Origin of the sequence: Siphonobacter aquaeclarae, from assembly GCF_900103285.1 — a bacterium.
Lineage (GTDB): Bacteria > Bacteroidota > Bacteroidia > Cytophagales > Spirosomataceae > Siphonobacter > Siphonobacter aquaeclarae.
The window spans coordinates 798,874-810,877 of record NZ_FNGS01000002.1 but is presented as its reverse complement, the minus strand read 5'-3'; the positions used below and the strand labels follow the sequence as shown (position 1 = coordinate 810,877).

The 12,004-nt window shown below is 53.8% G+C and carries 13 protein-coding genes; 7 read left to right on the top strand and 6 right to left on the bottom strand.

All coding sequences use genetic code 11. The features are described from left to right. Positions 1-10: 10 nt before the first annotated feature. Both BLR09_RS25475 and BLR09_RS06925 read right to left on the bottom strand, forming a co-directional pair. A complete protein-coding gene (locus BLR09_RS25475) occupies positions 11-172 on the bottom strand; it encodes a hypothetical protein (protein WP_176785480.1) in 162 nt (53 codons plus the stop codon). Between the two features lie 244 nt (positions 173-416). Further along, positions 417-929 (bottom strand): SixA phosphatase family protein, encoded by a 513-nt coding sequence (locus BLR09_RS06925; protein ID WP_093199478.1) that lies wholly within the window; start codon positions 927-929, stop codon positions 417-419. 226 nt (positions 930-1,155) lie between these two features. Here BLR09_RS06925 and BLR09_RS06920 point away from each other — a divergent pair, with 226 nt between their 5' ends. The 3 genes from BLR09_RS06920 to BLR09_RS06910 all read left to right on the top strand — a co-directional run bounded on the left by BLR09_RS06920 (position 1,156) and on the right by BLR09_RS06910 (position 4,187). Then, positions 1,156-2,757: a peptide chain release factor 3 gene (locus BLR09_RS06920; RefSeq protein WP_176785479.1), complete on the top strand. Its 1,602-nt coding sequence runs from the start codon at positions 1,156-1,158 to the stop codon at positions 2,755-2,757. Positions 2,758-2,962: 205 nt separating this feature from the next. Further along, on the top strand, positions 2,963-3,607 hold the full coding sequence (locus BLR09_RS06915) for a hypothetical protein (RefSeq protein WP_093199475.1): 645 nt from the start codon (positions 2,963-2,965) through the stop codon (positions 3,605-3,607). Between the two features lie 145 nt (positions 3,608-3,752). Beyond that, positions 3,753-4,187: a TM2 domain-containing protein gene (locus BLR09_RS06910; RefSeq protein ID WP_218126618.1), complete on the top strand. Its 435-nt coding sequence runs from the start codon at positions 3,753-3,755 to the stop codon at positions 4,185-4,187. 45 nt (positions 4,188-4,232) lie between these two features. Here the strand turns inward: BLR09_RS06910 and BLR09_RS06905 are convergent, their stop codons facing one another. From BLR09_RS06905 to BLR09_RS06890, 4 genes are read right to left on the bottom strand one after another with little or no spacing between them, the layout of a single operon-like run. After that, positions 4,233-5,048 (bottom strand): hypothetical protein, encoded by an 816-nt coding sequence (locus BLR09_RS06905; protein ID WP_093199473.1) that lies wholly within the window; start codon positions 5,046-5,048, stop codon positions 4,233-4,235. After that, positions 5,011-5,907, bottom strand: a complete 897-nt coding sequence (locus BLR09_RS06900) for a hypothetical protein (protein ID WP_143011044.1) — start codon at positions 5,905-5,907, stop codon at positions 5,011-5,013. Before BLR09_RS06900 ends, BLR09_RS06905 begins: the two co-directional genes overlap by 38 nt. Then, positions 5,904-6,338, bottom strand: a complete 435-nt coding sequence (gene yidD / locus BLR09_RS06895; protein ID WP_093199467.1) for a membrane protein insertion efficiency factor YidD — start codon at positions 6,336-6,338, stop codon at positions 5,904-5,906. Before yidD ends, BLR09_RS06900 begins: the two co-directional genes overlap by 4 nt. Beyond that, entirely contained in the window at positions 6,319-7,017 is a 699-nt protein-coding gene (locus tag BLR09_RS06890; RefSeq protein WP_093199465.1) for a hypothetical protein, read from the bottom strand. Before BLR09_RS06890 ends, yidD begins: the two co-directional genes overlap by 20 nt. Positions 7,018-7,146: 129 nt before the next feature. On the opposite strand from BLR09_RS06890, the gene BLR09_RS06885 reads away from it, so the two are divergent. The 4 genes from BLR09_RS06885 to BLR09_RS06870 all read left to right on the top strand — a co-directional run bounded on the left by BLR09_RS06885 (position 7,147) and on the right by BLR09_RS06870 (position 11,953). Next, entirely contained in the window at positions 7,147-8,427 is a 1,281-nt protein-coding gene (locus BLR09_RS06885; protein ID WP_093199462.1) for a cation:dicarboxylate symporter family transporter, read from the top strand. Between the two features lie 112 nt (positions 8,428-8,539). Continuing rightward, positions 8,540-8,983 carry a MarR family winged helix-turn-helix transcriptional regulator gene (locus BLR09_RS06880; RefSeq protein WP_093199460.1) on the top strand — a complete coding sequence of 148 codons (444 nt, stop codon included), beginning with the start codon at positions 8,540-8,542 and terminating at the stop codon, positions 8,981-8,983. A gap of 47 nt (positions 8,984-9,030) precedes the next feature. Beyond that, the gene (locus tag BLR09_RS06875; RefSeq protein ID WP_245689880.1) at positions 9,031-9,513 is read left to right on the top strand and encodes a DUF2721 domain-containing protein; all 483 of its coding nucleotides are present in this window, start codon (positions 9,031-9,033) and stop codon (positions 9,511-9,513) included. Positions 9,514-9,547: 34 nt separating this feature from the next. Further along, positions 9,548-11,953: a 3-hydroxyacyl-CoA dehydrogenase/enoyl-CoA hydratase family protein gene (locus BLR09_RS06870; RefSeq protein WP_093199457.1), complete on the top strand. Its 2,406-nt coding sequence runs from the start codon at positions 9,548-9,550 to the stop codon at positions 11,951-11,953. Positions 11,954-12,004 lie beyond the last annotated feature (51 nt).

The window sequence follows — 12,004 nt, the reverse complement described above, 5'->3', positions numbered from 1 at the left end:
GTACGTTTAATTACTTGCGGGTACTGTCGGGCGTGATCGGGAGAACCCGGTCAATCGTCTTTTTCTTGTTCCAGGGAGCGGTCGTCCGCCGCGCCATATCGATCGTCATACCGATGACCAGGAGCAGGAAAAGCACAAACCCAATCACAAAGAGTTTTTTCTGACGCGTCATTTTCGTTACTGACTTAATTCCGACAAAGGTAGAAGAACCCGGCATCGGGTCCGTTTTTGCCGGCGAAAAGAAAGAAGAGCAGCCCGAAAATGTCGGCAAACGCAGCAAACACGGAAATATTGTTTGTCTGTTCGTGAAAAGTAAAAAGAATCGACTAGCTTTAGGCAGCTATTCATTCCCTTAACTGAAACAGCAACGCCCCGTCCGGACCGGACGGGGCGCTTGTTTTATTGTTACGTATGGTTCAGGGCAGGTCGAACCCGGCCAGTTTTTCCGGAGAATCGTAGAATATCATTTTGCCGGTCCGGTTGGATACTTCGGCCCACTTCAGGTTGGCAAACTCGATCGCTACCACAGCGGCGGTAGGCATGTTGCCAAGGATTTCGTGGCAGAGGTATTCGGCGAGGTACGTGATGCTGGGATTGTGGCCGACGATCATCGCCGACGAAGCCGTTTCAGGCAGTTCATTGATAGCGGAAAGGTAATGACGCGGAGCGCCTTCGTAGAGTTTTTCCAGGAAGACGGTCTGGTGGAAATCGATATGCAGCTGCTCAGCCAATACCTGGGCCGTCATGGTCGTGCGCTCGGCGGGGCTGCTTATCAAAACGGCGGGTTTAACGTCTTTTCCGGCGAGAAGGCGACCCATCCGGGCGGCGTCGATCAGTCCCTGGGAGGTCAGTACCCGCTGGAAGTCGTAAGCCCCGCCGGCTGGTTTTTCGGCTTCCGCATGGCGGACGAGATACAGAGTTTTAGTCATTGCGTAAGAACTTCGTAGGAAACCAAACGTACGATTTTTCCACAAAAAACGGTATATTTTCAAACCTCTCCCGAACGCTTTTCTCGCGAAACGGGATTATTTGGCTATTTTTGCAAGACGGCTCCTTCCGGGCCGTTTTTCGTTTTTAACGTCCCGGCTCCTGTGACCGGCACCAACGGGCCCAGCCCCTGCTGACGCTTAGCTGTCTGCGGCTAACGTTTTGATTATGAGCACGATTGAACAAGAGATTGCCAAGCGCCGGACCTTCGGCATTATTTCCCACCCGGATGCCGGGAAAACGACCCTGACCGAAAAGCTCCTGCTCTTCGGAGGGGCTATCCAGACAGCCGGAGCGGTCAAATCGAACAAAATCAAGAAGTCAGCTACCTCTGACTTTATGGAGATCGAAAAGCAGCGGGGTATTTCCGTAGCGACCTCGGTCATGACGTTCGAGTACCACGACCTGAAAATCAACATCCTCGATACGCCGGGTCACAAGGACTTTGCCGAAGATACGTACCGGACGCTGACAGCGGTCGACTCCGTCATCCTCGTCATCGACTGCGTAAAAGGCGTCGAGGAGCAGACCGAGCGGCTCATGGAAGTTTGCCGGATGCGGAAGACGCCCGTCATCATCTTCATTAATAAAATGGACCGCGAAGGGCAGAATCCCTTCGACCTGCTCGACGAACTGGAGCAGAAGCTGATGATTAAAGTACGCCCCCTGACCTGGCCGATCAACATCGGACAGAACTTCAAAGGGGTATATAACCTGTATGACAAGTCACTGAACCTGTTCAGTGTGAATAAGACGAGGATCGAGCGGGATATCGTCGCGATTGACGACCTGAACTCGCCCGAGCTCGACAAGCAGGTGGGCGAGCGGGATGCCAACCAGTTGCGGGAGGACGTCGAGCTGATCGAAGGCGTATACGACGAATTTGATCGCCAGGCGTACCTCGATGCCGACGTGGCGCCGGTTTTCTTCGGTTCTGCCGTCAACAACTTCGGGGTGCAGGAACTGCTCGATACATTTTGTGACATTGCGCCGGCGACGCTGCCGCGGCCGACGGATGTGCGCGTGATCATTCCGACGGATAAGAAATTCAGCGGATTTGTCTTCAAGATTCACGCCAACCTCGACCCCAAGCACCGCGACCGGATTGCGTTTTTACGGGTATGTTCGGGGATTTTCGAGCGGAATAAGTTTTACCACCACGTGCGGCTCGACAAGGATGTGCGGTTCTCGAACCCGTACAACTTCATGGCACAGTCGAAAGACGTCATCGATGAAGCCTTTCCGGGCGACGTAGTCGGTCTGTACGACACCGGAAACTTCAAAATCGGCGATACGCTCACGGAAGGGGAAGACTTCTTCTTCCAGGGTATTCCGAGCTTTTCGCCGGAAATTTTCAAGGAACTGATCAACATGGACCCGCTGAAATCCAAGCAGCTGGAGAAAGGTATTCAGCAGCTGACCGACGAAGGCGTGGCGCAGTTATTCCTCATTCAGCCCGGAAACCGGAAGGTAGTCGGTACAGTAGGGGATCTTCAGTTTGAAGTCATCCAGTACCGCCTGGAGCACGAGTACGGGGCGAAATGCCGGTTTGACAGCATGCCGATTTCAAAAGCGTGCTGGATCACGTCCGACAACCCCGCCAAGCTGCAGGAATACATCCGCCTGAAGGGCACGCAGATCGGGTATGACAAAGATGAACATCCGGTATTTCTGGCGGAGTCGGACTGGATGCTCCGCATGAACATCCAGAACAACCCGGATATCCGTTTTCACCAGACGTCAGAGTTCAAGCTGGCGATGGAAGCCTGAGGTACTTATTAATGTGTATTAAAAAAAGGGGTTTTCCGCGCAGGAAATCCCCTTTTTTATTCCGCTGATTAAACGGGAAGTGGGACTTATTAAACGGTGCCGGGAGATACAGGACGCTTAAATAATTTTGTAAGCGTGATTGCAAAGTGTATGGAAAATACCTAATTATGCGATCTCAGTTCAACCTAGTTAAATGTAAGTCCGCATGAAAAAACTGCATGTACTTCTCTCGGCTGTCGGTTTGATGGCCCTTTCACTCTCTTCCTGCCAGCGTACTCAATACGCTACGTTCCAGAAATCTTCTATTCAGCCGGTTGAGCACGTGGCGAAAGCGAAAGTCGCTCAGCCTTCGCAGGAAGTAGCTGCTCCCGCCCAGGCGGCAGAGGTAGCTGCTCCGCAACCCTCACTGGTGGAAGCTGTCGTTTCACAGCCCGCCAAGACTGAGGAAGCTCCGGTGGCGGTGGCTTCTGCAAAGAAGTCAGTCGTTGTCAACAAAAGAGCTGCGAAACTGATGAATAAGATTTCTTTCCAGAAGAACGAGCAAGGCCAGATGCAGGTCGTTGCCCGCGAAGGAAAGAAGCTGACCGGAATGGAAAAGCTGGTCGTGAAGAAAGTGAACAAGCAGATTGCCAAGGCTGAAAAAGCCAAAGCACAAGGCAAGAAGCCCTTCAAGGAGTGGAACAAATACCTGCGTGCCGGTGTGATCCTTCTCGTGGTAGCTCTGCTGCTCTCGATCATCGGTGCTGCTGTCGTTTGGTCATCCGGTCTCTGGATCATTGCTTACCTCGCCTGGCTTGCCGGCTGGATCCTGACTATCTACGGTCTCGGTCTGGAGCTGTCCTGGTGGTAAGAACAGTCAAATACTCATGACGAAAAAACCGCAATTCATCCGGATTGCGGTTTTTTTTTGTGCCAAATGATAAGAAGGTGATTTGGTTTTTCGGGAAGGAGAGCCTTGTTTTGGGGTGCCAATCTAACAAATCGTTACATCACACATGAAAAAACTCTTCACCTTCTTTTTCGCCATCGCCCTGATGGTGGTCAGCCGGTCTGTTTCCTATGCTGAAACCAATGAATACTTTGTGGATGACCAGGCAGTGGAAGCTGCGCTGAGCGCTGCCGCTCCGGTAGAAGCTACCGCGATGATGGATAATGCACTCTCCGTCGCCGCTCCCCAAAGCAAAGCGGTCCTCGCCGAAAAGAGCGAAGCCGGTGCGTTTGTACTGAGCTGGTTTCTCGGATGGCTCGGGATTCACCGCGCATACCTGGGTACTGCCGGCGGCGTTATCGTCGGTTATATCCTGACTTGCGGTGGTTTGGGTATCGTGAACCTGATTGACTGGATTACCCTGTTGATTGTTCTGGTAGAGCCTGACAAGACGCTCGAGCCGTATATCAATAACAAGAAGTTCTTTATGTGGGCCAACTAATCCGGCGGCATATCCGGTAAAAAGAACCCTGATGGTGATTGGCCTTCAGGGTTCTTTTTTTGTGGAAGACCGTTCGGTTTCAAGAACCCTGCCTCTGATCGAGCGATTGAAGGTATTTTTGTTCTTGCGGTTCGTTTCGGCAGCTATCCGGGCGGACCGGTTGATTCCTCCGAAATAAAATGCCTGAAAGAGACCGCCGCCGGTGAGAAAGCCGGAGAGGTAGTAGCCGTCGAGGATAGTAAAGACACCGAATGCCAGGCAACCGGCCTGCAATACCGTGGACGTAATACCCTCCCGTAAAGACCCTGCATACATCAACCCCACACCGGGGAAAAAAGCAGAAAGGTATTCCGCTTTGCGTTCGGACCGCTTCCGGGGAATACGCCGGAACCATTCCTTCGATTGATCGGGCAACCGGCGGCTGAGGAGGTAGGCGCTGGCTTTTGCCTGCGCTTCCGGCCATCGCTCCAGCTCGCATAATGTCAGGATTTCCAGCCAGTCCAAACGGCTTGTCAGTATTGAATCTTTCACCGAATACCGGCATTGCCCGATTTGCAGGTAGGCATCGTCGTATACCCCGTTCAGGTAGGCCATGAGCGCCTTTTCATACCGGATCGCGAACTGAACCGAGTCTGGCCCGGTCTCTTCGACCGGTATCCGTTTGATGGTCTGATAGGCTTCGTTCCACTGACCGGCGGATTTCAGTACCTGATGTTTCCGGAAAAGCATATCCCGGGCGACGCCGGGATCGCCGTGTTTCTCCGCCAGGTAAGCTCCCCGTTCGTATCCGAGAGCCGCCTCCTGCCAGCGGGCGTTCTGCGCGTCAGCGGAAAACAGTACGCAAAGGAATATGCAGGTCAAACAAAATCTGCTCATTGACACGATCGTTGAATTCTTTTTTCTTAATCTGGACGGCAAAGGCGCTACCCCAGATATTTCCGGCATAAAACACCGAAAAAAGGCTGCCGAATATGAGAAAACGCGCGCTGCCGGGCCCGTCTTTCCGCAGTCCTTCATATGCCTGGAGGCCCGTTACCAGGCATTGCAGGAATGAAGCGACGCCCTGTCCCGGCTTCCGGGCGTATATTTTCCCGAGTCCGGGTACTACGGCCGACAGTACAGCCGCCTTCCACGGTTTTTTGTTTTTCTGGCGAACAATGGCCTGACGGTATGATTCCAGGTTTGCTTCCTGCTGGCTGATCGCGTAAAAGGAGCCTGTAAACTGTTTTTGAGCGGCGTCAAAGGCATTCAGATCCCGGTCGAGTAATGCGATACCCGCCAGTTCCAGGTTTTTAACGGACTGAAACAGGCTGTCTTTGGGTTGCCACGCGGCAAGGGTGGACCGGGCATCCGCTGTTTTCCGGAGATAGGCGAGCGAAAACGCGCCATACAACCTCGCCTGGCTGCCATAAACCGAGTAATCGGGGATGCCGGCGAGCGTCCGGGCAGCCGAATCCAGTTGTTTCCGGAAATAATAGGCCATTCCTTCATAGTGCAGGAAGGCAGGCGTAATACTCCCGGGGTCACGCGTCCGCTGATAACGGGTTTCCGTCAGCAGGTCTGAAAAAAGCTGGCGGTCAAACAAATACCGCAAAAAAGTTGTATCCGTTTCGGGTGGTGCGGTATGCCAGCCGAGGAGTGCGGGGTGGCCGGTAGAATCGACCTGCTGCGCCGCAGCCTGACCGGCCAGCAGCAGCAACATAAACAGAAACCGCCTCATCGATCCGGCGTTTTCTGGTACATGTCAGGCGTGTCGATCGACTTTCCCGCTGCATTCGCCCGGACGGGGTCGAGGCTGGTGGCGCTGAGCCGGTTGCACCGCGAGATACGATCAGCCGACAGCGCTACACCCTTGATGAGTCCGAAACGGCGGATTGCTTCCCGGCTGAACCGCGAACAGGAGAGCTCAAAGAGGCAGTCAGCCGAAATCTGGGGAGAAATGACCGTCTGGTAAAAGGTCAATGTGCCGTTGGCAGCCCAGTAAAACGGATTATACCGGAGAATGGGCTTCAGCTTCTTTGGGGGAGCAGTGTCCGAGACAACCGCATGGCTTTGCTCCGCCAGCGCCAGATCAGCCAGGACGTCCTGCGCCCGCGCGCCGGAAGCCATCAGCAGGAGCCCGAGCAGGAGGCTAGCGGGATACTTTGGCATTGGCGGGAACGGAAAACTGAAGCAATTTGAGATTGGCAGCTTCGTTGAGCCGGAAGTTTTCGTACGATGTTTTCGACAGAATGGAGTCGCCGGGCGTCACGAAATCGATCTGTGTAATAGACGACGGAAAATCGGTTCCCTTCAGGTTCTGGTACTGGTAGAAGAATACTTTTTTGACTACCTGTCCTTTCGCCCCGACATACTTCATGTATACCGGATTAGCCCCTTTGTGTACGAGCTCAACTTCCTTGATGACCTTCCAAAGGCGGCTGGGGGCAGTCCACCGCGTAATCGTAAGGCCGTTTTCAAACCGGATATCTTTGGAGGTAAAGCCCATCTGCCGGAGCCCCAGGTCTTCTTTCTTATTCCGGAGGAAAAAATAAAGCTGGGAGGTTTCCGTGCCGTAGGCATAGTTGTTCTGGAGCATGACCGTGTTCTTTTCCGGATCGTAAATGCTCACTTCGCCCCGTGTATTATTAAGAAGGTATTGCTTGAACGGGGCAGAAAAGTAGGTAACCATTTTTCCGTCCGAGCCATACGTTAATTCGGCTTTCACCTGTGCGACCTGCCCTTTGCGGGCCGTCCGGGAAACCATCGTAGCACTGAGTTGCTGTATCTGTCCGTGGGCTGAAAATCCGATCAGCATTGCCAGGCCGATACGGGTGAAGGTGTGAATCATCTGTTCAATAGGGTCCAAACCTCAAAAATACACGGTATCGGACGAATTGGGTTCATGTCTTCCGCGAAAAGGGCTTAATTTCCGGTTCCCTTTTGAAAAACCGTACATTCACACACCATACCTCTCTCTATGACCTTTCGAAAATTACTGGGAAACCTGACCTTCTGGGTACTTACCGCCATTACACTCGGGATTCTGACCGGCCATTTCTTTCCGCAGATAGCTTTGCTGAAAGTGATGGAAACCCCGCTCAAAGGCCGGTTTTTCGGGCAGGAGCTGAGCCTCGGCGTGACGCTGAGCGAATTCCTGAGCGGAATCTTCATCAGTACCGTCAAGCTGTTTATCAACCCGATTATTTTCCTGACGATTACCCTGGGTATCGTCAGCATGGGGAATCTCAAAAAGGTCGGAAAAGTTGGCGCAAAAGCCCTGATCTACTTTGAGATCGTGACGACGGTAGCCCTCGTCATCGGTATCGTGATTGCCAATATTATCCGCCCCGGCGACGGCGTCGTGACCCGGCAGGTAGAAGGGCAGGGAGATATCTCCAAATTCACGAAAGGCGCCGAGAGTTTCAGCTGGTGGAAGTTCTTCGGCGACAACGTCACGCTGCAGGTACTCCTCGTGGCGATCGTCCTGGGTACGGTACTGGGGAACTATTCCGGCCGTCAGAAAATCATCGAAGCCCTCACGCTGATCTCCAAATACGTCTTCAAAGGTCTGCATACCGTTATGATGCTGGCGCCCATCGGTGCTTTTGGCGGGATGGCCTATACCATCGGCAAATACGGTATACATACCCTGCTGCCCCTGGGCAAGCTCATGGTGACGGTATACCTGACGATGGGGTGTTTCGTCTTCGGCGTACTCGGGCTGATTCTCCGGCATTACCGGATCAGCATCTGGAAATTCCTGAAGTACATCAAAGAAGAACTGCTGATCGTACTCGGTACGTCGTCCTCCGAGGCCGCGCTGCCATCGGTGATGGAAAAACTCGAGCGGATGGGCTGCTCCAAACCGGTAGTCGGGCTGGTCGTGCCGGCGGGGTATTCCTTCAACCTCGACGGAACGACCATCTACCTGTCGATGGCGACGATCTTTCTGGCTCAGGTCTTTCAGGTACACCTGTCCTGGGAGCAGATTCTGACGATCATCGGTATCCTGATGGTCACGTCCAAAGGCGCCGCGGGCGTCACCGGCAGCGGGTTTGTGGTACTTGCCTCCACGCTGACGGCGGTTAAGGTAATCCCCGTCGAAGGCCTCGCGCTGCTGCTCGGGGTCGACCGCTTTATGTCGGAAGCGCGGGCGATTACCAACATCATCGGCAACGGCGTCGCGACGGTCTGGATCGCAAATAATGAGCGGGAATTTGACCGTGAAAAAATGGAAAAGGCCTTCCGGTCGACCTGATCCATATTTCGCCTGAAAACCGGCCGAGGGTTTTAACGGTATGCTTGCATAATAATTTGTTTTGTGACACCTTTGGTATGAAAGGCATACGATTTCCCCTTTTACGACCAGTATGAAAGCCGAAAAGACCGTTGATTACCACATCAAGACAGCCTGGTATGCCATCAGCCGGATGTACAACTCGAACGCCTCGAAGGCGGACATGAGCATGGCAGTCGGTTATGTGCTGCTGAACATCGACAAAAACGGGACTCCGGCCACCAAAATCGCTCCGCTGCTGGGGCTTGAGCCGCGGTCGCTCACCCGTATGCTCAAAACCCTGGAAGAGAAGGGGTGGATACGGCGTGAAACCGACCGGACGGACAAGCGGGTTGTCAACGTTTTTCTGACCGAGGAAGGAAAGAAAAAGCGTGATTTTGCCCGGCAGGGGGTTCTCGAGTTCAACGACATCATCTACCAGCGGGTAGGCGAGGAGAAGCTCCAGGTGTTTTTTGACGTAATGAAAGAAATACAGCGTCTCGTCGACGCTGAAAACGCAAGCCTCCGGGCTGAATAACGACGCTGTCCGGCGGTCTCAGCCGGCAGCTCCTGACTTTTGATTGCATGGCAACGATTGAGTTGACGCTGTCAACACCCGCTTTGTTGTTTTCGACCGCCTCCCTGCTCCTGCTGGGATTTACGAACCGGTTTACGGCGACCGCCAAGGTCATCCGGGATCTCCATGCCGAGTACCGGACCAACCCCAAGTCGCTCAATAATATTGTTCTTATTGAGCAGATACGCTCCCTGCAGTTTCGGGTGAGGCTTATCCGGAATATGCAGTTTCTCGGTGTCAGTAGTCTGTTCCTGAGTATCTTATGTATGATTTTTATTTACCTGGAATACCAGTCGATGGCCGGATGGGTCTTCGGAACGGCGCTGTTTATGCAGGCCGGTGCACTGGCTATTTCAGTGTACGAAATCACGATTTCCATCGAAGCGCTCAAAATTGAGCTGTCGGATATGGAGCATGTTCTCGGCCATCAGTCGACCGTCCGCCGCCTGCGGGATGTCCTGACCTGGAAAAACCGTAAAACCAACCGCTGAACCTCTCTCGCATCAACTCATAAAAACCTCGACAATGAATAGAACCGTCAAAAAAGTGGCCGTACTGGGATCCGGCATCATGGGCTCCCGGATCGCCTGCCATTTCGCCAATATCGGTTGCCAGGTACTGCTCCTTGACATCGTTCCGAAGGAGCCGACGGCCGCTGAAACGGCCAAAGGCCTGACGCTGGAATCGAAGGCAGTCCGCAACCGGATTGTCACCGAATCCTTTCAGAATACCCTCAAAGCCAACCCCGCTCCGTTGTTCAGCAAGGCTTTTGCCGACCGGATCACACTCGGAAACTTCGATGACGATCTCGCGAAAATCAAGGATTACGACTGGATCATCGAGGTAGTAGTGGAGCGGCTGGACATCAAAAAATCGATCTTCGAAAAAGTTGACGCGCTCCGGAAACCCGGTACGCTCATCAGCTCCAATACCTCCGGCATTCCGATTCACCTCATGGCCGAGGGCCGCAGCGAGGACTTCCGGAAGCATTTCTGCGGAACGCACTTCTTCAACCCGCCCCGGTACCTGCGCCTGCTGGAAATTATTCCGACGCCCGAGACGAGCCCGGAGGTAATTGATTTCCTGCTGCATTACGGAGATCTATACCTCGGCAAATCCACCGTACTCTGCAAGGATACGCCGGCGTTTATCGCCAACCGCGTGGGTATCTATGCGATGGTACAGAGCATCCGGGCAACGGAAGAGCTGGGTATGACCGTCGAGGAAGTAGATAAACTGACTTCCGATATCGTCGGCCGGCCGAAATCCGGAACGTTCCGTCTGTCGGACGTAGTCGGGTTGGATACGACCGTTCACGTAGCGAATAACCTGTATCAGTCGCTTACGGACGATGAATCCCGGGATGCGTTTCTACTCCCGTCGTCCATCAACAAACTGATGGAGAACAAATGGCTGGGAGACAAAACCGGCCAGGGTTTTTACAAAAAGATCAAAGATGAAAACGGCAAGTCGGTTATCCTCGCGCTGGACCTGAAAACGTTCGAGTACAAGCCTTCCCAGAAGCAAAAGCTGGAGGTAATCGACAAGCTGAAGAAGATACCGGCGCTGAAAGAACGGTTTGCCGTAGCGCTGGCAGATAAATCGACCGCCGGCGCGTTTTACCGGCAGACTTTCGGGGATGTATTCCGGTATGTAACCTACCGCATTCCCGAGATTTCCGACGAGCTGTTCCGGATCGACGAAGCCATCAAAGCCGGATTCGGCTGGCAGCTCGGCCTCTTCGAAACCTGGGATATCATCGGGCTTCAGGCAGGTATCGAGCTCATCGAAGGCCTTGGTAAAAAGCCGGCCCAGTGGGTGTATGACCTGGCGGCGTCGGGCATCGGCGGTTTCTACAAAGTGGAAAACGGCCGCCGTCTCTTTTACGACTTGCCCTCGAAAAGTTATAAGACTATTCCCGGTCAGGAATCCTTCATTATCCTGGATAACCTTCGGAAAACCAATGAAGTATGGAGTAACCCGGAAGCCACGGTCTTTGATCTCGGCGACGGTGTACTCGGTCTGGAATTCCGTTCAAAGATGAATACGTTCGGCCCGAACGTCATCGAAGGGGTACACAAGGCCATCTCGCTGGCGGAGCAAAACTACCGCGGCCTGGTGATCGGAAACGACTCGCACGAAGCGTTCTCAGCAGGAGCCAACCTGGCGATGTTGTTCATGTACAGCATCCAGCAGGAATGGGACGAGGTCAATATGATGATCGCCCAGTTCCAGAAAACCATGACGCGGGTGCGGTACTCGTCTGTGCCGGTGGTCGTGGCGCCGCATACTTTGGCTTTGGGCGGCGGGTGCGAGATTTCCCTGCATGCCGACCGCGTCGTGGCGGCAGCGGAAACATACATCGGGCTGGTGGAAGTAGGCGTAGGGGTGATACCGGCCGGAGGTGGTACAAAGGAACTGGCGGCGCGCTGCTCGGATCTGTACCAGACCGGCGATCCGGAGCTGAATATCCTGCAAAATGCGTTCATGAATATCGCCACGGCGAAGGTATCCTCCTCCGCGCAGGAAGCGTTTGAAATGAACTACCTCCGCCGCGGCGACAAGATCGTCCTCAACCGCTCCCGCCTGATCGCGGAAGCAAAGGAGTCGGTCATTGAGCTGGCAGAAGCCGGGTACACCCAGCCGCAGCCCCGTTCGGATATCAAGGTACAGGGAAAGGCGGGTATCGCGCTGTTTGAAGCCGGTATCGCGCAGATGCGGCTGGCAGGGTATATCTCGGACCACGACCGGAAAATCGCCAGAAAGCTTGCCTATGTAATTTCTGGCGGCGATCTGAGCTATCCGCAGCATGTGTCGGAGCAATACCTGCTGGATCTGGAACGGGAGGCCTTTCTGAGCCTTTGCGGTGAGAAAAAGACCTTGGAACGGATGCAGGGGTTATTGACGGGAGGGAAACCGCCGAGGAATTAATCTTCTGTGTATTCTGTGCTTTCTGTGAGCTGGTTTTTTCTCACAGAAAGC

Excerpts from the sequence above, each read along its gene's own strand:
- BLR09_RS25475 (WP_176785480.1), bottom strand. The coding sequence starts at position 172 with ATGACGCGTCAGAAAAAACTCTTTGTGATTGGGTTTGTGCTTTTCCTG.
- BLR09_RS06925 (WP_093199478.1), bottom strand. The coding sequence starts at position 929 with ATGACTAAAACTCTGTATCTCGTCCGCCATGCGGAAGCCGAAAAACCA.
- BLR09_RS06920 (WP_176785479.1), top strand. The coding sequence starts at position 1,156 with ATGAGCACGATTGAACAAGAGATTGCCAAGCGCCGGACCTTCGGCATT.
- BLR09_RS06915 (WP_093199475.1), top strand. The coding sequence starts at position 2,963 with ATGAAAAAACTGCATGTACTTCTCTCGGCTGTCGGTTTGATGGCCCTT.
- BLR09_RS06910 (WP_218126618.1), top strand. The coding sequence starts at position 3,753 with ATGAAAAAACTCTTCACCTTCTTTTTCGCCATCGCCCTGATGGTGGTC.
- BLR09_RS06900 (WP_143011044.1), bottom strand. The coding sequence starts at position 5,907 with ATGAGGCGGTTTCTGTTTATGTTGCTGCTGCTGGCCGGTCAGGCTGCG.
- yidD (WP_093199467.1), bottom strand. The coding sequence starts at position 6,338 with ATGCCAAAGTATCCCGCTAGCCTCCTGCTCGGGCTCCTGCTGATGGCT.
- BLR09_RS06890 (WP_093199465.1), bottom strand. The coding sequence starts at position 7,017 with ATGATTCACACCTTCACCCGTATCGGCCTGGCAATGCTGATCGGATTT.
- BLR09_RS06885 (WP_093199462.1), top strand. The coding sequence starts at position 7,147 with ATGACCTTTCGAAAATTACTGGGAAACCTGACCTTCTGGGTACTTACC.
- BLR09_RS06880 (WP_093199460.1), top strand. The coding sequence starts at position 8,540 with ATGAAAGCCGAAAAGACCGTTGATTACCACATCAAGACAGCCTGGTAT.
- BLR09_RS06875 (WP_245689880.1), top strand. The coding sequence starts at position 9,031 with ATGGCAACGATTGAGTTGACGCTGTCAACACCCGCTTTGTTGTTTTCG.
- BLR09_RS06870 (WP_093199457.1), top strand. The coding sequence starts at position 9,548 with ATGAATAGAACCGTCAAAAAAGTGGCCGTACTGGGATCCGGCATCATG.